The 16,914-nt window shown below is 67.4% G+C and carries 18 protein-coding genes; 3 read left to right on the top strand and 15 right to left on the bottom strand.

Annotated features, from left to right (window positions below; genetic code table 11):
* The first annotated feature begins 2 nt into the window (after positions 1–2).
* Positions 3–941: a hypothetical protein gene (locus tag JW364_RS17115; RefSeq protein ID WP_240199224.1), complete on the top strand. Its 939-nt coding sequence runs from the start codon at positions 3–5 to the stop codon at positions 939–941.
* An 82-nt stretch (positions 942–1,023) separates the two neighbouring features.
* Here the strand turns inward: JW364_RS17115 and JW364_RS17110 are convergent, their stop codons facing one another.
* The 4 genes from JW364_RS17110 to JW364_RS17095 all read right to left on the bottom strand — a co-directional run bounded on the left by JW364_RS17110 (position 1,024) and on the right by JW364_RS17095 (position 3,974).
* On the bottom strand, positions 1,024–1,632 hold the full coding sequence (locus JW364_RS17110; RefSeq protein ID WP_078112190.1) for a trimeric intracellular cation channel family protein: 609 nt from the start codon (positions 1,630–1,632) through the stop codon (positions 1,024–1,026).
* A 118-nt stretch (positions 1,633–1,750) separates the two neighbouring features.
* Positions 1,751–1,924 carry a 50S ribosomal protein L32 gene (gene rpmF, locus JW364_RS17105; protein WP_004020060.1) on the bottom strand — a complete coding sequence of 58 codons (174 nt, stop codon included), beginning with the start codon at positions 1,922–1,924 and terminating at the stop codon, positions 1,751–1,753.
* A gap of 180 nt (positions 1,925–2,104) precedes the next feature.
* Positions 2,105–3,073 carry a DUF4190 domain-containing protein gene (locus JW364_RS17100; RefSeq protein WP_205333048.1) on the bottom strand — a complete coding sequence of 323 codons (969 nt, stop codon included), beginning with the start codon at positions 3,071–3,073 and terminating at the stop codon, positions 2,105–2,107.
* 151 nt (positions 3,074–3,224) lie between these two features.
* On the bottom strand, positions 3,225–3,974 hold the full coding sequence (locus tag JW364_RS17095; RefSeq protein WP_205333047.1) for a DUF4190 domain-containing protein: 750 nt from the start codon (positions 3,972–3,974) through the stop codon (positions 3,225–3,227).
* Between the two features lie 61 nt (positions 3,975–4,035).
* On the opposite strand from JW364_RS17095, the gene JW364_RS17090 reads away from it, so the two are divergent.
* Positions 4,036–4,971 (top strand): AEC family transporter, encoded by a 936-nt coding sequence (locus JW364_RS17090; RefSeq protein WP_058251512.1) that lies wholly within the window; start codon positions 4,036–4,038, stop codon positions 4,969–4,971.
* Between the two features lie 6 nt (positions 4,972–4,977).
* Here the strand turns inward: JW364_RS17090 and JW364_RS17085 are convergent, their stop codons facing one another.
* Positions 4,978–5,616 (bottom strand): DUF1707 domain-containing protein, encoded by a 639-nt coding sequence (locus JW364_RS17085; protein ID WP_175404315.1) that lies wholly within the window; start codon positions 5,614–5,616, stop codon positions 4,978–4,980.
* 193 nt (positions 5,617–5,809) lie between these two features.
* Here JW364_RS17085 and JW364_RS17080 point away from each other — a divergent pair, with 193 nt between their 5' ends.
* Positions 5,810–6,508 carry a hypothetical protein gene (locus JW364_RS17080; protein WP_058251513.1) on the top strand — a complete coding sequence of 233 codons (699 nt, stop codon included), beginning with the start codon at positions 5,810–5,812 and terminating at the stop codon, positions 6,506–6,508.
* Between the two features lie 60 nt (positions 6,509–6,568).
* On the opposite strand, the gene JW364_RS17075 is transcribed toward JW364_RS17080, so the two are convergent.
* The 10 genes from JW364_RS17075 to JW364_RS17030 all read right to left on the bottom strand — a co-directional run bounded on the left by JW364_RS17075 (position 6,569) and on the right by JW364_RS17030 (position 16,625).
* Positions 6,569–8,572: a VWA domain-containing protein gene (locus tag JW364_RS17075; protein WP_058251514.1), complete on the bottom strand. Its 2,004-nt coding sequence runs from the start codon at positions 8,570–8,572 to the stop codon at positions 6,569–6,571.
* A 142-nt stretch (positions 8,573–8,714) separates the two neighbouring features.
* Positions 8,715–10,193 carry a sigma 54-interacting transcriptional regulator gene (locus tag JW364_RS17070; protein ID WP_078112191.1) on the bottom strand — a complete coding sequence of 493 codons (1,479 nt, stop codon included), beginning with the start codon at positions 10,191–10,193 and terminating at the stop codon, positions 8,715–8,717.
* Positions 10,162–10,770, bottom strand: a complete 609-nt coding sequence (locus tag JW364_RS17065) for a maleylpyruvate isomerase N-terminal domain-containing protein (RefSeq protein WP_078112192.1) — start codon at positions 10,768–10,770, stop codon at positions 10,162–10,164. The genes JW364_RS17070 and JW364_RS17065 overlap by 32 nt, the downstream gene beginning before the upstream one ends.
* Before the next feature lie 11 nt (positions 10,771–10,781).
* Entirely contained in the window at positions 10,782–11,276 is a 495-nt protein-coding gene (locus JW364_RS17060) for an SRPBCC domain-containing protein (RefSeq protein ID WP_058251516.1), read from the bottom strand.
* The gene (locus JW364_RS17055; RefSeq protein ID WP_078112193.1) at positions 11,273–11,668 is read right to left on the bottom strand and encodes a helix-turn-helix transcriptional regulator; all 396 of its coding nucleotides are present in this window, start codon (positions 11,666–11,668) and stop codon (positions 11,273–11,275) included. Before JW364_RS17055 ends, JW364_RS17060 begins: the two co-directional genes overlap by 4 nt.
* A 177-nt stretch (positions 11,669–11,845) precedes the next feature.
* Positions 11,846–12,751 (bottom strand): TauD/TfdA family dioxygenase, encoded by a 906-nt coding sequence (locus JW364_RS17050; RefSeq protein ID WP_058251518.1) that lies wholly within the window; start codon positions 12,749–12,751, stop codon positions 11,846–11,848.
* A gap of 335 nt (positions 12,752–13,086) precedes the next feature.
* A complete protein-coding gene (locus JW364_RS17045; protein ID WP_078112195.1) occupies positions 13,087–13,929 on the bottom strand; it encodes an ABC transporter ATP-binding protein in 843 nt (280 codons plus the stop codon).
* The gene (locus tag JW364_RS17040) at positions 13,910–14,983 is read right to left on the bottom strand and encodes an ABC transporter substrate-binding protein (RefSeq protein WP_078112224.1); all 1,074 of its coding nucleotides are present in this window, start codon (positions 14,981–14,983) and stop codon (positions 13,910–13,912) included. The genes JW364_RS17045 and JW364_RS17040 overlap by 20 nt, the downstream gene beginning before the upstream one ends.
* Positions 14,984–14,988: 5 nt before the next feature.
* Positions 14,989–15,855, bottom strand: a complete 867-nt coding sequence (locus tag JW364_RS17035; RefSeq protein ID WP_205333046.1) for an ABC transporter permease — start codon at positions 15,853–15,855, stop codon at positions 14,989–14,991.
* A gap of 137 nt (positions 15,856–15,992) precedes the next feature.
* Positions 15,993–16,625, bottom strand: a complete 633-nt coding sequence (locus JW364_RS17030; RefSeq protein ID WP_078112197.1) for a hypothetical protein — start codon at positions 16,623–16,625, stop codon at positions 15,993–15,995.
* Positions 16,626–16,914 lie beyond the last annotated feature (289 nt).

Genomic DNA, 16,914 nt, shown 5'->3' with positions numbered 1-16,914 from the left:
TCATGCGTCTGATTCGTATGGACCTACCCACCGATCCGCATGGCCTGATTCTCCGCAAAGAAGCCGCCGGCACCCACATCAGCGATGAACAGTTGCAGCACATGGTCGGCAACAAGACCCTCGTGCGGCTCTGGCCGGGCGCGTTGGCCGACTTCACCGCGGTCAGCGAACTCCAGGCAGTCGAGAAGCACCGCTTGACCGTCATTGCTGCGGCAAGGGCTGGACGACCCGGTCGGATCTTCAGTCACACTTCGTCAGCTGCCATGCACAGGCTGCCGATGCTGTGGCCCGACCTGTCGCAGGTCCATGTGACGTCGCCGAAAGTCGGAAAACGGGCCAAGCACATCGTCAGACATCAGGCCACCGTCAAGCCGCAGGACATCGACGTCATCGACGGGGTCACGGTGACATCCATCGAGCGCACGGCATGTGATGTCGCCCGACTGGGAACCAACCGGCAGGCCCTCGCGGTGCTCGACGCCGCGCTTCGACGTGACGCCGATCCGGACCGAATGAGACAGATCCTCGACTCGTGCCGAGGATTCAAGGGGGTCGAGATGCTCCGCCGCGCGCTGGCACACGCGAACGCATCGTCGGAGAGCATCGGCGAATCCCTCAGTCGCGCAGTCATGCTCGAGTTACCCGACCTGCCGATACCACGACAGCAGGTCAAGATCTTCGACGACCACGGCGTGTTCATCGCTCGCGTCGACTTCCTGCTGGCGAACAGGGTGATAGGCGAATTCGACGGCATGATCAAGTACAGCGGCGGCCTCGGCGACGAGCCCGCGTGGCAGACGGTGGTCGAAGAGAAGGCGCGTGAGGACAGGCTGCGCGCGCAGGGGTACACCGTCGTGCGGTGGACATGGCCGGACCTCGCCGACAAGGCGCGCTTCTACGCGCAGATCAAGAAAGCACTTCGACTCGGCGGCGTCGAGTGATCCGTAAACCCACCCCTTTTCCGTAGATCCACCGCGCTCGGACCGGGTGGGTTCACGGAGAAAGGGTGGGTTTGCGGCAAGGTCAGCGTCGTGCGGTCGGGAGCCGCAGCGCGAACCGAAGGCTCACCAGGCGCAGCGCGGTCGCGAAGACAGATCCGACGACGAGCCAGATCCAGTGTGCCGCCGAGGTGTACGTCGCGCCGACCGCGACGATGGCGGCACCGAGTACCGCGGGTACGGCGTAGAGGTCGGCGGGTGTGAGGAGGAGCGGGATCTCGTTCGAGATCATGTCGCGGAGCACGCCGCCACCCACCGCGGTGAGGAGCCCGACGGTCGTCGCGGCGAACGGGCTCGCCCCGACGTCGAGGGCGATGCTCGCACCCGTGGCCGCGAAGAGCCCCATCCCGAATGCGTCGAGCACGAGTATCGACCGGTGCAGTGCCGTGAAGGCGGGATGGAAGAAGAAGACGACGAGGCCGGCGACAGTTGCGGTGACGATGGGACCCCACCCGCTGATCGACGCGGGCGGGGTGATCCCCAGCAGGACGTCGCGCAATACGCCGCCGCCGACCCCGGTGAGCACGCCGACGGTGATGATCCCCCACATGTCGAAGTCCTTGCGGACCCCGAGCATCGCCCCCGACGCCGCGAACACCGCGATACCCGCGAAGTTGAGCACGTCGAACACCACGAGATCACCTCAATATCCAGGGACAGGCCAGTCGGTCAGCACGCGAATGACCGCCCCGGGCGAGCCAGGGGCGGTCATCGGTATGACAGTGCGGCGCCGGTACGGCGACCGAACGAGGCTAGCGACGATCCAGGTCGATGAGACCGGCGCGAGCCGCCTTGACCAGGCGACGCGGAATCCGCACGGGGACGCCGTTCACCTTCTCTTCTTGCAGTGCGGGGTTTTCCGCCTTCCACTGCGAACGACGGCTACGGGTGTTCGCCCGCGACATCCGGCGCTTCGGTACAGCCATGGTTGAGCCCTTCTCCTACTGTGGTCTGCGTGGCCGGTGGTGACGCCTGGCATCACTGGATCGGCCCCATCAGTGCACCCCTCGACCCGGCGCGGCCGCGGCACACAACCCGACCAGACTACCTGGCGAGGACGCCCGATTCCAAAATGGCCGATCCGCACGCGCCCGGGGTCGCCTACTTCAGAGGTAGCCCCACGGCGATCGGAGGTCGGTCAACGCGATGGCCACCCAGTATGCAACCCACACGACGATGATGAACGCCCCGATGATGACCGCGGTGAGCGCCACCCCATCACCGGTCTGCCTGCCACCCGACGCCGCGATCTGTCTCCGCGCGACGATGCCGAGCACCAGCCCGACGATGCCGCCGACCCCGACGCACAGGAGACCCAGCAGTGAGGCCGCCAGGGCGGCCACGGCCAGTTTGTTGGTCGACGGGCCATCGGCGTCGACGGGCCGGCCGCCTGCGGGGCGGGAGTCGGCGGAGGCCGATTCCGCGGATCGGGCATCACCGAGCGTGGCGAACGGTTGCCCGGACCGACCCGGGGGCGGACCCTGCGGAGGCTGACCGTACCCCGGCGGGGGTCCATATCCCGGCCGGCCGGGTCCGGGTTGCCCCTGACCCGGCGGTCCGTAACCCTGCGGCTGTCCGTATCCCTGCTGTCCGTATCCCTGCTGTCCGTATCCCTGCTGCTGACCGAAGCCCTGCTGCTGACCGAAGCCCGGCCGGGGAGGTGGTGGGGCTTGTCCCGGTGGCGGTCCCGCCGGGGACCGCGTCGAGATCACGCGCGTGGCGTCGTAACCGGACGGGGCCGGGCCACCCGGACCCGGGTCCCCGGGGCCACTGGGCGCGGGTGGCGGCGGAACCGGCTGTGCAGCGGACGGATTCGACGGTCCACCGGTGCGGATGACCCGGGTGACACCGTCGGCCGGACTGTGCGACTCGGGAATCTCCGTGTCATCCGGTCCGGTCCCGGGTGTCGAGGTCACCGGCACCGAGTCCGGCACCTCGTCGGGGACCGCCGCCTTCTGGGTCGGTTCCCACGGCGACGGGTCGGTTGCCGAGGTGTCCGAAGGTGGGCCGGACGGTGGGGATTGCGGTGCCTGGGCCGGATCCGTCGGATCGCTACCCCCGGTCGGAGTGGTCATCGGATGCCTTTCACAAGCTGTGCCGCAGCGGGACAACGCGGGGAGATGCGTGCACGACCAACCGGCCGTGCATCACGCACAGCTTAGTGAGAAAGGGCTCCGAACTGGGCCGGAGTCGATGAACACGACCCCGGATCGGCCCGAAATTCGTTCAGTAGTAGTAGGTGGAGGAGCTCGTGTCGCCGGCGACGATCAGGACGATGAACAGAACGGTCCACACCACGCCACCGACGATGGCGAGCGCGCCGGTGATGATCCCCGCCAGGCCCATCCCCGAACCACTCTGCGTGCCACCGGACTGTTCGATGTCACGTCGCGCCATGAACCCCAGCACGACGGCCGCGATGCCGACCGGTATCGACAGGAAGAACGAGAAGAACAAGCAGGCGATCAGCGAGACGACGCCGACGATGCCACAGATCAAGGCCGCGATCGCCTTGCCGTTGGTCTTCTGCGGCGGCGCGTATCCGTAACCGCCGCCGTAGGGTGCCGCGCCGTAGGGGTTCTGCGACCCGTACGCGCCGCCGTACGCCGGCGCCTGGTAGGGATCGTTGACCTGACCGTAGGACCCACCCGGCGGCTGTGCGTAGGGATCCTGGCTCGGCGTCCCGTAGCCCTGGTTGCCGGCCGGCGATCCGTACGGACTCTGGCCGTACTGCTCCTGACCATACGGGTTCTGCCCGTAGACGTTCTGCCCGTAGACGTTCTGGCCGTAGGGGTCCGACGACGGACCCGGCTGGTAGGTCTGGCCGTACTCGGTCGGCGCGTACTCGGGTGCGGCACCCTGGCCCTGGTCACCCTTGGAGAGGTTGGGACCCGAGTTGCCCGAGGACCCCGAGCTCGGCACCGTACCCCAGTCGTCCTGGCCCTGGCCCGAGCCCTGTCCCGGTGGATAACTCACGCACAACCCCCATGTAGATCCGACACGATGTGTTCACCAGCCTAACGATTAGACTCAACCGGTGTCTGGCGTCATCTCCGGCTTCACGGTGATCTTCATTGTAGTCGGGGTGGGATATCTCCTCGGGCGCACGCGTGTCATCGGCGACCACGCCCACGAAGTCCTTTCCCGCCTGGTGTTCTTCGTCTTCACACCGGCGCTGCTGTTCCACTCCATGGTCACCTCCGATCTGTCGGTTGTCTTCTCGTCGACGCTGGTGATCGCGGGCGGCAGCGCGTTTCTGATCGGTGCGCTGTACGTCGTCGTCGCCAAACTGTGGTTTCGACGCGCGGTTCCCGAACTCGTGATCGGCGGCCTGTCGTCGTCGTATGTCAACAGCGTCAATCTGGGTCTTCCGATCGCGATCTTCGTTCTCGACGACGCGTCGTTCATCGCGCCGCTGCTGCTGTTCCAGATCCTGATCTACTCACCGATCGCGTTGCTCGCGCTGGATCTCACCGCGCTGGACCGGGATTCGGGAAGATCGCTGCTGCGGGACTCGCTCGTCGCGCCGATCACCAATCCGATCGTCGTCGGCGGACTCGCCGGTCTGTCGGTCTCGCTGATCGGCTGGAGCCCGCCCGCGGCCGTGATGTCCCCGGTGAAGATGCTCGGTGACGCCTCCGTGCCGGCGGCGCTGCTGGCATTCGGCCTGTCGCTCACCGGCGTCGCGGTGTTCAAGAAGGGTGCGAGCCCCCGCCGCGACATCGCACTGGCAAGCGTGCTGAAGATGATCGTCATGCCGCTGGCCGTCTACGCCATCGCCCGTTGGGGATTCGGGCAGACCGGTGAGGCGTTGTTCGCGCAGGTGATCATCGCGGCGTTGCCGACCGCGCAGAATGTCCTGGTGTACGCGACCCGTTACCGGCGCGGCCAGATCCTCGCCCGGGACACGGCACTGATCACGACGCTCACGTCGATACCCACCATCATGATCATCGCCCTGCTGCTCGCCTGAACTTCCTCAGTCGTCGGGCTCCTCCCGGGGCACGTACTTGACGTCGACGCCGCCCATCAGCGCCAGTCCGGTCACCCGTACCACTGGCGCGCCGGGCCGGGACGCCTTTCGCGACCGGCCGCTGAATCCGCCCATGATGCCCAGTCCCCCGATCTCGACGGTCACTCCGTCGGGCATCTTGATCTCGACCCCGCCCATGATCGCCACGCACTGGACCGTCAGCACCGGCGCGGTGAACTCCACCTCGCGAAGGTCCAGTTCGACCCCGCCCATGATGGCGGTGGCGGTGAGTTGATCGGCGACCACCGCCGTCCCGGACAGCTCGCTCCCGGACATGATGGCCAACCGGTGGCGGACGGCCGTGTCCGCGCTGCCGCCCGTCACCCGCGGGCCCGGAGACAGGCTGGCCGCAGGCATCGCGACGCCGAGTTGTGCCACCGGGAGGTCGTCGGTCAGGGCGTCGAGGTCACCAAAGGTCTTCGCGAGGACCGCTTTTCCGGCCCGCTCCTCGTACTCGACCGGGGACAGGCTGCCGTGCGCCATGGCGGCGGAGAGGATCTCGTGGACCAGTTCGCGGTCCGCATCCGCGGCGCGGAGTCGGGCACGCCGGTCGTCGGGCATCGGTGAATCGCCGGGTTGGGTCACGTCTGGAAACCCTAGTTGCCCGAGTCCGGCACGACCACCCTGATCTTTCCCCGGAGACGACCCCGAGGAGTCGTCGGGCCGGTACCTCGCATCGACGACCCCTCTGGCCAACTGCCCGACGAAAGACCCGGCCGAGCGGCATAATTCAACGAGTCCGGGCGGGACGGCCGACCGGCGTACATCGGAGGCGAAGATGAGCCAGCCCTACGATCCCGGGCAGCCCGGCGACGGCCGACCGGGACCGACGCCCTCGGGTTACCAGTCGCCGTACGGCCAATCGCATCCCCAGCAGCCGCCCTACCCGGACAGCGGGTACGCGCCGTCGGGCGGCTTCGGACAACCCGCCGCGTACGGCGGGTATCCACCGCCCCCTCCCCCGCGCAAGGACCGCGCCGGGATGCGACGGTGGGGCAAGATCCTGACCCTGCTCGGTGTGCTGATCCTGGTCCTGTCGGTCACCGTCGGGGTGGTCATGGCGATCGCCGGTATCGGGAACGTGGCCGACAAGGCGTTCGAGGTCAACCCCACCGCCGAGCAGTACTACGACGCCGGTGACGAGTTCCAGTTGTTCAGCAGCAGCAGCACGAACGGCGTACCCGCCTGCGAGATCACCGGTCCCGCTGCGCTGGCGTCGGGTACGAACTCGACGACCGAGTTCACCTTCGACGGTTCCGGGGTCGAATCGTTCGATTCGTTCGAGGTCGTGGAATCCGGCACCTACTCGTTCCAGTGCGATTCGCCGGCCGTCGTCGCATCCATCGACGCGTCCGGCATCCTCCGCGGCGTCGGCGGCGTGCTGCTGGCCGTTGTCGGCGGCGGTTTCGGCGGCCTGCTCGCACTGGTGGGCATCGTGCTCTGGATCATCGCCGGCCGAAAGCCGAAGACCGTCTGACATTCTCGCGCCGACACATTCGCGCCGACGTCGCCGCGGCGCTCATCGACGGGGCGTCGATCAGCCGCGCCGACGCCCCTTCCGGGCCCGCAGATAGTCGCCGACCACGGCGGCACCGAGACCGTCGACGTCCGGCGCCACCACGCGTCCGCCGATCCGGCGGGCGATCTGATCCATGAAGTGGGCCAGCCCGGGATCCTCGCCGAGACGGAAGAACGTGACCTGGGCGCCGATTCGCGCGACATGGTCGAGTTCCCGAACCGTCAGCGCGATGGTCTGCGGGTGCGGCGGATAGAAGAAGAACGGTTCCCCACTCGGATCGAGATGCGCGGTCGGCTCTCCGTCGGTGACCACCAGGACCACCGGCTGCGCATTCGGGAACCGCCGGAGGTGCCGCTGGGCGAGCAACAGTGCGTGATGCAGGTTGGTCCCCTGCTCCATCCGCGGTTGCAGACCGGTGAGCTCGGCGATGTCGATCGACCGCGCGTATCTTCCGAACGCGATGAGGTGGAGTTCGTCGCTGCGGAAGCGCGTGGAGATCAGATGATTCAGGGCGATCGCGGTGCGCTTCATCGGCGTCCACCGGCCCTCCATCTCCATCGAGAAGGACGTGTCCACGAGCAGGACCACCGCTGCCTGCGTACGGCTCTCGGTCTCCGAGACCTCGACGTCGCGGACGTCGATACGCACTCCCGATCGCGCCATCTCCGACGTCGCGAGCGACGGTTCGTGTGTCTCGGACACGGTGCGCAGCACCGCATTCGACACGGTCCGGGTGACGTCCCAGGGGTCGGTGTCGCCGAATTCCCACTCCCGGGAAGCGCCGGTAGGCTCGCCGAGCAGTCCGGTCTGGCGGGTCTGGCGATCGCCCCGGCGGCCCGACAGCTGCTCGGCGATGTCGCGGAAGATCGACTGACCGAGCTGGCGCATCGCTTTCGGACTCAGCCGGAGCTGACCGTCTGCGGTGCGGTCGAAGAAGCCTTGCTCGGACAGCGCCTTCTCGAGCTCGGCCAGCATTCTCGCGTCGACCGCCGCGTCGTCGCCGAGCTGCCGGGCGAGCGCGTCGAGATCGATGTCGTCCATCTGCGCGCCGGCATACTGCTGTGACAGCTGCTCGGAGAGCGCCTCGAGTTCGGAGATGTCGCGTAGTGCCGCGGCCCCCTCGCCCAGTCCCATCGGCTGGTCGCCGGAGAACGACTGCGCGTCGTCCCAGTCCAGACCCGGTCGAGCCGCCCGGAGCTGCGAATCCATCTGCGCCAGTTGGTTCATGAGGTCCGGCGACCCGAACGCCTGCTGCGCCAGCTGGTCGAGCTCGGCGCGCTGCTCAGGGGTCAGCGAGTTGTAGAACTGTTGGGCCGCGGCCGCGCGCTGGGCGAGGGAATCGATGAGTTCCTCGGTGTTGCGCGGGTTCTCCGGGAAGAACTCACCGTGCTTGGCCATGAACTCGTCGAATGCCTCGGTGGTGTCCTCGCCCCGGTTGTGCGCGGCGAGGAGCTCGTTGAGGTCGCCGAGCATCTCCGAGATCCGTTGCCGATCCTGCTCGTTCGCCCCCTCGAGCGCTTCCTTCATGCCGGCGAAGCGCTGGTCGAGCAACTCCCGGCCGAGCAGGTCCTTGATCTTGTCGTAGTCCTCACGCGCCTGCGGACTGCGCCAGTTGTACTCCGACAGCTCTTCGACGGCCTGGGCGGTCGACGGCGGCAGACTTCCGATCTGCATCTCGGCGAAGCGGGCGTCGTCGTCGAGATCGCGGGCGAGTTGCTTGCGCTCCTCGAGTACCGCACGGTCGAGGAGTTCACGGATCTCGGCGAAGGTGCCGTCGAGGTTGCGCTTCTTCAGCAGTTCCTGCCGGCGACGGTTGATCTGCTCGCGCAACTTGTCGAGTCCGCGCATGTTCGGTGTCCCGCGACGCAGCATCTCTCGGAGCGCCCGCTGCGGCGACGCGCCGGCCATGACATCGTCGCCGATCGTCTCCAACGCCTCGCGCAGATCGACCGGCGGCGCGAGCGGATCGGGTCCGCCGCTGTACCGCTGGTAGCGCGAACGGTGGAAGCTCTTGCGCGCCATGTGTTCTCCTCGTTTGTCGCGAACCCTTCGTGGCTCGTCGCTAACGCTCCTCGCACCTCAGGGAGCAAAGGCGGTTCCTGCACTCTCGCTCTCGCAGCGAGCCCCTGCCCCCTGAGGTGCGAGCGAAGCGAGCCACGAAGGGTCACCCGTAGATGGTCTGCCCGGTCTCGTCGGCCTCCTTGCCGATCCGACGGGCGAGGAAGAGTCCCTCGAGCGCGAGCTCGACCGCACTGGCACGCTCCCCGTCCGAGTCCGCTTCGAGGCGCTCGGCGATCTGGTCCAGAACGCCGGAGGTGGTGTCCGGCGACGGGATGGAACCCAGCAGGTCGTCGGCACGCACCCGGTCACCGGTGACCACCGGCTCGCCGTTCTCGAGGGCGGCGACGAGCGGCGCCATGTCGACGCCGCCGAGGTGGGCACGCACCGCGTCGGCGATGGACTTGCGCATCAGGTGCTCGAGGATCTCGAGTTCCCGGCCCTCTTCGCCGGACTCGAACTCGATCTTGCCGCGCAGCACCTCGATCACCGACTCGAGATCGACCACGCGTGCCACCGCCTGGTCCTCGCCCGTCACCGTCGCCCGGTGAAGCGCCGCGGCCGCAACGGTTTCGGCACCGGCGATCGAGAAGCGGGCGGAAACTCCCGATCGCTGGTCGATCGACGGGTGGTCACGGGCGTAGCGGGTGAACCGCGCCAGGATCTCGGTGATGAAGGTCGGGACGCTGGCGGTCAGATCCGCCTCCTGCTCGATCACCGACACCTCGTCGTCGAGCTCGAGCGGGTAGTGCGTCCGGATCTCGGCGCCGAAGCGATCCTTGAGCGGGGTGATGATCCGGCCGCGGTTGGTGTAGTCCTCGGGGTTGGCACTGGCCATCACCAGGACGTCGAGCGGCAGTCGCAGGGTGTACCCGCGGACCTGGATGTCGCGCTCCTCCATCACGTTCAGCATCGACACCTGGATGCGCTCGGCGAGGTCGGGCAGCTCGTTGATGGCCACGATGCCGCGGTGCGAGCGCGGGATGAGCCCGAAGTGGATCGTCTCCGGGTCGCCGAGGCTGCGACCCTCGGCGACCTTCATCGGGTCGATGTCACCGACGAGGTCGGCCACGGAGGTGTCCGGCGTGGCCAGCTTCTCGCTGTAGCGCTGCGAACGGTGACGCCACTCGATCGGCAGATCATCGAGCAGGTTGGCGGCCTTCCGAATCGACCCGGGGGTGATGGGTTCGTAGGGATGCTCGGCCAGCTCGGAACCCGCGATGACCGGCGTCCACTCGTCGAGGAGCCCGACGAGGGTGCGCAGGATGCGGGTCTTGCCCTGGCCGCGCTCGCCGAGCATGACGACGTCGTGGCCGGCGATCAGGGCCCGTTCCAACTGCGGGATGACCGTCGCCTCGAAGCCCACGATGCCCGGCCAGGGGTCGCGCCCCTCGCGGAGTGCGGACAGGAGGTTGTTGCGGATCTCGTCGCGCACACTGCGCTGCACGTGACCACTGGCACGCAGTTCACCCAGGGTTCGGGGTGACGGATGCCGGGTTTCGGTCAACTGGGAGCCATGCGTGGTGAAGTTGTCGTCTGGCACCTCATCGAGGCTACTCCGCGTTGTCGAGCGCGTGCTCGTCATCACTCCTCGTCGCCGGCGTCCACCGCGGGTCCCGGCCGATGAATCCCATGAGGCGACTCACCGGGTCGGCATCGGCGTCCACCTCGACCTTCGGACCGTACTGACCCGAACTGCGGAGGATGTCGTCGATGGACGCCATGCCCTCGAGCAGTTGTCCGGCGAATCCGGGGTCGAGGTCGGGGGTGACGCCCTGGGATCGGGCGAGATCCCACGTGTGCATGTACACGTCGGCGGTGTAGAACCGGTCGATTGCCTCGAAAAGTCGATGCTCGCCCGCCATCGGGTGGGTGAACGTGTCCTCGGCGGTCGGTCCGTCGAGGAGTGCCTGCACCGAGGCGGCGTGCTGTGACCACGCCCCGGCCGGATCGTCGGCGACAGCGGGTCCCGCGGGCAGGGCCACCCCACCGGCGGCGAGGAAGCCGGTGAACCAGTCGACGAGGTGGGCCACGACGTCGCGTACCACCCACCCGTCGACCGGCGTCGGCACCTCCCAGTCGCGGACGTCGGCGATGGCCTCCGCGAAGTCGGAGGCCACCTCTCGGTGACGCGACGATGCACCCAGTTCCGGCAGGGTCACGCCAGACACGATCAGATCTCGCCCTCGGTGAGCATGCGGTCGAGTGCGGCGTATCCCTCGTTCACGCCGACCTCCATGCCCGAGGCGAGCCAACCGTCGCGCGCTTCGAAGCTGTCGCACAGCGATTGGGCGTGGAGCCGCGTCGTGCCGTCGCCCAGATCCTCGAACCACAGGGTCTCCAGCGACACCGCATCGGGCATGCCGAGGAAGGTGAACGTCTGCACGATCTTGTCTTCGCCCACAGTGTGGAAGCACCCGCGGAATCCGAACTCCTGCCCCTCGTGGGTGGAGACATAGCTCCAGCTGCCGCCGTCGCGGACGTCCCACTCGATGACCCGGCTGCTGATCGCGTCCGGCCCGACCCACCGGACGAAGAGTTCGGGGTCGGTGTGGGCCTTCATCAGCTGCGCGGGCGTCCCGCGGAAGTCGCGGGTGATCCGGATCAGCGGCACCTCCTGATCGGCTTCGATGGCGGCCTCGGGATAGCGGGTCTGGGTTGCGGTCATGACACCTTTCCTTCCTTGTGGAGTGGTTGTTCGACCTCGGGGTCCGACACCGTCGGATGCTGGGCCTCGGGGCCGTCGTTCATCTCGGCGAGCAACGCGTCGAGGCGCTGGTAGCGCTCCTCCGCCCGCTTCCGGTACCGCTCGATCCATTTGGTCATGAGGTCGAACACCTCTGCTTCCAGATGGACCGGACGGGTTTGGGCCTCCCGGGTTCGGGTCACCAGGCCGGCGTCCTGCAGCACCTTCAGGTGCTTCGAGATGGCCTGGATGCTGACGTCGTACGGTTCGGCGAGTTGGCTGACCGTCGCATCCGAGACCGCCAGCCGCGCAACCATGTCGCGCCGCGTCGGGTCCGCGAGTGCGGCGAACACCTTGGACAACTCGTCTGCCATCCGACCTCCTCAACCGTTTGGTTGAATACGATGGTGCGCCGGATCGTCGACCTTGTCAACCCCTCGGTTGAATAAGCTGGTCCCGGCTCGTGTACGACGCACTGAGTGGCATACGAGAACTCCCACCGCCGGCCGGGTGGCCGATGGTGGGAGTTCGGGATCGTCGGGACGTCGCGGTCAGGCAGGTCCGATGGGCGCCTCGCCGCGCAGGGTGATCCGGTGCATCACCCGGCGGGCGTCGCCGTAGTCGCGGTTCGCGTAGTGCAGCGTGTTCCGGTTGTCCCAGAGGACGAGATCGCCGAGACGCCAACGGTGCCGGACGATGTGTTCGGGCTTGGTGAGGTGTGCGTAGAGCAGGTCCAGGATGCCGCGGCTCTCCGCCTCGGAGACGCCGTCGATGTGCGACGTGAAACCGGGATTGACGAACAACGACTTCCGGCCCGTCTCGGGATGGATGCGCACCACCGGATGGGTGACCGGCACCAGCTCGGTGACCTCCTCACCGTCCCAGGTGTTGCCGCGGCCGTTGCGTCGTTGCTTGAGGTAGTAACCGAATTCGCGGTTGCCGTCGTGTACCGCGCTGAGTCCGTCGATCATCCGCCGAACCGGTTCCGACAGCGACTGGTACGCGAGCTCGGCGTCCGCCCAGTTGGTGTCACCGCCGTTGCGCGGCAACACAACCGGACGCAGGATCGAGCCCATCGGCGGACGCGGCATGAAGGTGACATCGGTGTGCCACACGTCGGCGAAGCCGTTGTCGGCGCTGTCGAGCGAGTAGACCTCGCCGGGGACGTCGCCGCTGTTCCACACCGGATGCCCGAAGGTCAGGTCTCCCAGCCGATTTCCGAACCGGATGTGCGCCTCGTCGTCGAGGTGCTGATCGCGCAGGACGATGACCTTGTAGTCGATCAGCGCCCGGCGCAACGCGGACACCTGTGCGTCGGTGGCGGATGCGACATCGACGCCGCGGATCTCGGCACCGAAACTCGGGCCGAACTCGTCGATGTCGAATTCGACTCCGCCGGAGATGGTTCCGGCGTCAGGACGGTGCGTGGTGGCGACGGGGTGAGAGGTGGTGGTCATGAGGATTGTTCTCCAGGTCGATGAAGGCGGGGGTCGGAGCGGGGTGCGCCGGCGGCGAACCGTGGTGCGATCCGTCCGCCCAGTTCATCGAGTGGAGGGTGCCCTGGTGTGCGCTGATCGAGCCGAACGCGCCTCGCGTATTTCCGCTGGTTGAGCCGGCGAGGAGCGGAGCCGCCGGGCCGAGCAAGCGACGAAGGAGCGCGTCGAGGTCGACGAGCCGAGTCGAAGCCACTGCGGTGGCGGACGACGCTGGAACGGAGGACACCCCCACTTCCTAACCGGACGCCGCGCCACCGCACAGGGTTGAGCCCACGCTGAGGAAAAGGCCCGGCCGCTCATGCGACCGCGGCATCCTTCACCTCAGCATCTTTCACGGCGGCCTCCTTCACCGCGGCACCGATCTCGGCGCGCAGGGCGGCGTATTCGGGTGAACCGCGTAGTTCGTCGGGTTCGACGCCGGTGCGCGGCAACGTCGAGGTGAGGTCCAGTGCGACCTGTCCCGGTCGTTTGGTGAGCACGATGATCCGACTTCCCAGGAACGCTGCCTCGTCGGCGCTGTGGGTGACGAAGACGTTGGTGCGTCCGCTGTCCGCGCTCACCGCCCGCACATCCTCCTGCAACCGTTCCCGCGTGAGGGCGTCCAGCGCCGCGAACGGCTCGTCGAGCAGCAGCAACGGCGTATCGGCCGCCAGCGCACGGGCGATGGCCACCCGCTGCTGTTGCCCGCCGGAGATCTCCCAGATGCGCCGGCCGGCGGTGTCGTCCAGACCGACGCGTTCGAGGAGTTCGGCGCGGCGTGCCACCCGTTCGGATTTGGGGACCTTCGCGTACTTGAGCGCGAGATCGACGTTGCCGCCCACCGTCTTCCACGGGAACAGGCGCGGTTGCTGGAAGACGACTCCGGAGGTCACCCCGGGTACCGGGGCGCCTCCCGACACCTCCACCCTCCCCACCGTCGCGGGTTCGAACCCGGCGATGAGTCGCAGGAGGGTGGACTTGCCGCATCCGGACGCACCCACCAGCACCAGGAACTCGCCCGGCGGGACGTCCAGGTCGACCGGGCCGACCGCGGTCACGGCGTCCGCACCTGTCCCGTACCTCTGGGACACGTTGTGCAGACGGATCGAGACGCGTCGCCCCTCGGGTCGGTCCGGCGGACTACTGCTGTTCGAGGACACCCGGCAATCCCTCTGTGTAGATGGCCTCGCGGAAGGTCTCGATCGGCGGTGCGGCCGGGATCTGCTGCTGCTCGGCGAGGAACACCGCCGCGCTGTGTAGGTTCTCGGAGAGATTGCCCGGGTTGCCCTGGGTACCGAGCCACGTCGGACTGGTCAGCTCCGCGACGGTGAGGAAGGTGCCCTGCTTCAACTGGTTGGCCGCATCCTCCGGGGTCGTGCCCAGCTGTGCGGCGACGGCGTCGGCAGCGGCCTGCGGGTCGTCCTTGATGAGGGTGAGCGCGCGGGCCTGGACCTGCCGCCAGGTGTTCACGACCTCAGGGTTCGCCGTCGCGAATTCACTGGAGACCACACCGAGGTCGAGCGTGGGCTTGCCAGCGGTGGCCAATTGCCGGCTGGCGATGAGAGTCGTTCCGTCCTGGCGCAATTCGTCGAGCGTGGGCAGCCAGGTGTAGACCGCGTCGACGTCGCCGCGCTGCCAGGCCGCCAGCGAGGCCTGCGGCTGCAGATCGATCAGGTTCACGTCCTTCGGGTTCACGCCGGCCTGGTTCAGCGCGGCCAGCAGGCTGTAGTGGGCGGTCGAGGCGAACGCTGTCGCCACCCGCTTGCCCTTGAGATCGGCGACGGTCTCGATGCCGGTTCCGTTGCGCGCGACAAGGGCCTCGTTGTCGCCGGCGACGTCGAGCACGAAAGCCACCTGGTACGGGATGTTCAGCGGCGCGGACAGTCCACGGGCCACGGGGCTGGAGCCGATGGCGGCGAAGTCGACCTCTTTGGCGACGAACGCGGTGTTGATGTCGGCACCGGAGTCGAACTTGGTCCACTTGATGTTGTAGTCCGGCAGCGCTTCTTCGAGCCACCCGTTGTTCTTGACGATCAGGTCGCCGCTCGGGAACGACTGGTAGGCGAGCCGGATCGTCGGCTTGCTGTCGTCCCCGGAGTTGTCGACCGAGCAACCGGCGAGCACCAGCGCCACTGCGGCGATCATCCCGAGCACCGCACCGAAGCGCGACCGGCGCAGCCGGTACGAACCGGCCCTCTTGCGTGTGATTGTCATGTCTTTCAGGCCTTTCCGCGCCACGGCACCACTCGGTGCTCGATTGTTCGTAGGAGCCCGTCGATGATCAGTCCGGACAGACCGATGGCGATGATGCCGACCAGGACGACGGGGGTGTTGTTGTAGTTGCTGGCGTCCTTGACCACGCCACCGATTCCGGGGATGCCGTTGAACAGCTCGGCCGCGACCACGGAGGAATACGCGATGCCGACCGAAAGCCGTACGCCGGTGAAGGTCTCGGGCAGCGCCGACGGTACGACGACGTCGCGGATCACCTCGGACCGCGAGGCCCCGAGCGCGCGCGCCGCCTCGATGAGACTCACCGGCGCGGCACTGACGGCGGCGGTGGTCGCCACCGCCGCGGGCGGTAGCGCGGCCAATGCCAGCAGCGTGATCTTCGGCGCCTCGTCGATGCCGAGCCAGATGACCAACAGGAAGAAGTAGGCCAGCGGCGGTAGAGCGCGCAGGAACGTCAGCCACGGTTCGAGCAGGCGTCGGAACCACCCCACCGTTCCCATCGCCAGACCGAGCAGCACGCCGAGGATCACGCCGATCGCCACACCTGCGAAGACCCGGCGTAGCGTCATGTACAGGTGTTCCCACCAGTAATAGTCGGCATAGCCGCGGATTCCGTCGTGCGTCGTGGACATGTCGACGAAGGCCTGCCACACGGTGCCCAGGCGCGGCACGAAGGTCTCACTCCAGATCCCGCTGACGGCGACGACCTGCCACACCGCGGCGAACAGCACCACCGAGAGCAACGGGAGTCCCACCCGGGTCAACAGTGATCGCGCGCGAGACGAACCGCCGGACGACGTGCGCTCCGCCCCACCACCCGCTTCGTCCGGGGTGATGTCCACAAACAAGGTCACCGTGCATGTCTAGACATCGCGAACCCCGGCGACCAGAGTTTTCCTCTCCGAGAGGAAAACTCCCGCCGGATGCATACGAATCCGGCGCGATGTGCTTGTGGCGTGGGGTTTCGCTGGTCGCGTCCGTGGGAAGTTGCCTAGAACACGAACTGCGCGGCCACCTCGGCGACACCGGCCAGCGCGGACTGGACGCGAGCGTGTAGCGCGACTCCGGCGGCTGTCCATCCGGGTTCGTCGTCGAGGTCGGCGTCGTGTGGACGCGCGTTCCACACGTCGTTCCACTCGGTGAGCTCCGCTGCCAGCTCGGGGTCGAGGCCCAGGCGCAATGGGTCGGCGGGGTAGTTCTCGGTGAAGCTCTCCCAGAGTGGTCCGGCGCTCCACTCGGGGAACATGCGGATGAGCCGCAGGCCGTCGGGAAGCACCACAGGTCGGGATTGTGCGGAGCGGGAGGCGAGATATCGCAGCTGCATCTCGGCTCGCCCTGCCCGCTCGACCCGTGTTCGAGCGGGCTCCCGATAGTCGTACCCCGACAGCCACACCAATCGCTCATGGTCGGCTCGATCGTCGACGACGACAGCGAGCGACCACAACTTGCCCTGATCGGTGAAGAAGTAATCGGCGTCCGAGATCACCGTCGTCACATCACATCCGGAGTAGTCGAGGACCTCCGCGCGGTAGCCGGCCCCGTCGTACTCGAAACCGAAGAGTCTCAACGGTGTCTCGTCACCGGCGTCATCGCCACCCGACCGCGCTGTGTTGCTGTTCGTCATCTCTTCACACCCCCGATCGGTGAGCATCTCACACACATCCAGCCGCCCTAAGCGACAAACCCTTGCGACCGAGGTGCACGACAAGACGCCTGCGCGTCCGAGGTGCGGGAAGCGTACGCATGCTTCCTGATCCGAAAGAACCGCAAACCCCTGGTCCCTGAGCCTGGATCCGTGGAAGGAGTTCAGGTGGGGTGGGGTTGGGGCGCGTGATCGCCTGATTGTGTTGTGGGCGTGTGGTATTCGCTGACCTGTGTCAGCCTTTTCACTGGGGTTCCTTGGTCGTGGGTGG

The organism is Gordonia sp. BP-119 (assembly GCF_016924115.1).
Taxonomy (GTDB): Bacteria; Actinomycetota; Actinomycetes; order Mycobacteriales; family Mycobacteriaceae; genus Gordonia; species Gordonia hongkongensis.
The sequence above is the reverse complement of the archived record's forward strand: the minus strand, read 5'-3'. Positions and strand labels throughout refer to the sequence as shown.

What these genes read in the sequence shown, in the direction of transcription:
- JW364_RS17055 (WP_078112193.1), bottom strand. Translation starts at nt 11,668, where the DNA reads ATGGCAGACGAGTTGTCCAAGGTGTTCGCCGCACTCGCGGACCCGACG.
- JW364_RS17060 (WP_058251516.1), bottom strand. Translation starts at nt 11,276, where the DNA reads ATGACCGCAACCCAGACCCGCTATCCCGAGGCCGCCATCGAAGCCGAT.
- JW364_RS17030 (WP_078112197.1), bottom strand. Translation starts at nt 16,625, where the DNA reads ATGACGAACAGCAACACAGCGCGGTCGGGTGGCGATGACGCCGGTGAC.
- JW364_RS17075 (WP_058251514.1), bottom strand. Translation starts at nt 8,572, where the DNA reads ATGGCGCGCAAGAGCTTCCACCGTTCGCGCTACCAGCGGTACAGCGGC.
- JW364_RS17115 (WP_240199224.1), top strand. Translation starts at nt 3, where the DNA reads ATGCGTCTGATTCGTATGGACCTACCCACCGATCCGCATGGCCTGATT.
- rpmF (WP_004020060.1), bottom strand. Translation starts at nt 1,924, where the DNA reads ATGGCTGTACCGAAGCGCCGGATGTCGCGGGCGAACACCCGTAGCCGT.
- JW364_RS17100 (WP_205333048.1), bottom strand. Translation starts at nt 3,073, where the DNA reads ATGACCACTCCGACCGGGGGTAGCGATCCGACGGATCCGGCCCAGGCA.
- JW364_RS17040 (WP_078112224.1), bottom strand. Translation starts at nt 14,983, where the DNA reads ATGACAATCACACGCAAGAGGGCCGGTTCGTACCGGCTGCGCCGGTCG.
- JW364_RS17050 (WP_058251518.1), bottom strand. Translation starts at nt 12,751, where the DNA reads ATGACCACCACCTCTCACCCCGTCGCCACCACGCACCGTCCTGACGCC.
- JW364_RS17070 (WP_078112191.1), bottom strand. Translation starts at nt 10,193, where the DNA reads ATGACGAGCACGCGCTCGACAACGCGGAGTAGCCTCGATGAGGTGCCA.
- JW364_RS17080 (WP_058251513.1), top strand. Translation starts at nt 5,810, where the DNA reads ATGAGCCAGCCCTACGATCCCGGGCAGCCCGGCGACGGCCGACCGGGA.